The organism is Flavobacterium branchiophilum NBRC 15030 = ATCC 35035 (assembly GCF_002217205.1).
GTDB lineage: Bacteria > Bacteroidota > Bacteroidia > Flavobacteriales > Flavobacteriaceae > Flavobacterium > Flavobacterium branchiophilum.
In genome coordinates this window covers 8880-9576 of sequence record NZ_MUGT01000191.1, presented here as the reverse complement: position 1 = coordinate 9576, position 697 = coordinate 8880, and the positions used below count along the sequence as shown (strand labels likewise).

The 697-nt window shown below is 25.0% G+C and carries 1 protein-coding gene; it reads left to right on the top strand.

Annotation, left to right across the window (positions count from 1 at the left end; translation table 11 throughout):
- Window positions 1-153: 153 nt before the first annotated feature.
- Entirely contained in the window at window positions 154-528 is a 375-nt protein-coding gene (locus B0A58_RS15650; protein ID WP_089081815.1) for a GxxExxY protein, read from the top strand.
- Window positions 529-697: the final 169 nt, after the last annotated feature.

Genomic DNA, 697 nt, shown 5'->3' with positions numbered 1-697 from the left:
CATCTGTGGCAAAGAAAATAAAAAAACACACATGAATCAGCAAAGAAAAAAAGGTGAAAAAATCAGTGCATCTGTGGCAAATAAATGAAAAATTTGCATCTTTGAAAAAAAATAATAAATAATTAATCAAAACTTTAATTTTTATAAAATATTATGACTGATTATATATATCAAGACGAAACCTATAAAATTATAGGAATTTGCATGGAAGTACACAACAATTTAGGAGCTAGTTTTTCTGAAATTGTTTATAAAGATGCTTTAGAATATGAATTTAAAAAAGCAAATATTCCATTTCAAAGAGAAAAAGAATATGTTGTAGAATATAAAGATACCATTTTACCCCATAAATTTTATGCTGACTTTGTTGTATTTGATAAAATTATTTTAGAAGTCAAAGGAGTTTCAAAAATAACCAATGAATTTTATGCTCAATGTATAAATTATTTAAAAGTTTCTAACAATAAAATAGCTATTTTAGTAAATTTTGGAGAGTTAAAACTAAATTATAAAAGAATAATATATTGATAAAACCATCCGTGCTGTTCAACAGCTATAAAAAAGATGCCACTGATGCACTGATATAGTAAATTATTTAGTTACAGCAGAAAAGTAAAAAGTCATCCGTGCATCTGGGAAAACAAAACAAAAACATCTGTGCAATTTTAGCAAAAAAACAAAACATCCGTGCAATTTT

What these genes read in the sequence shown, in the direction of transcription:
- B0A58_RS15650 (WP_089081815.1), top strand. Translation starts at nt 154, where the DNA reads ATGACTGATTATATATATCAAGACGAAACCTATAAAATTATAGGAATT.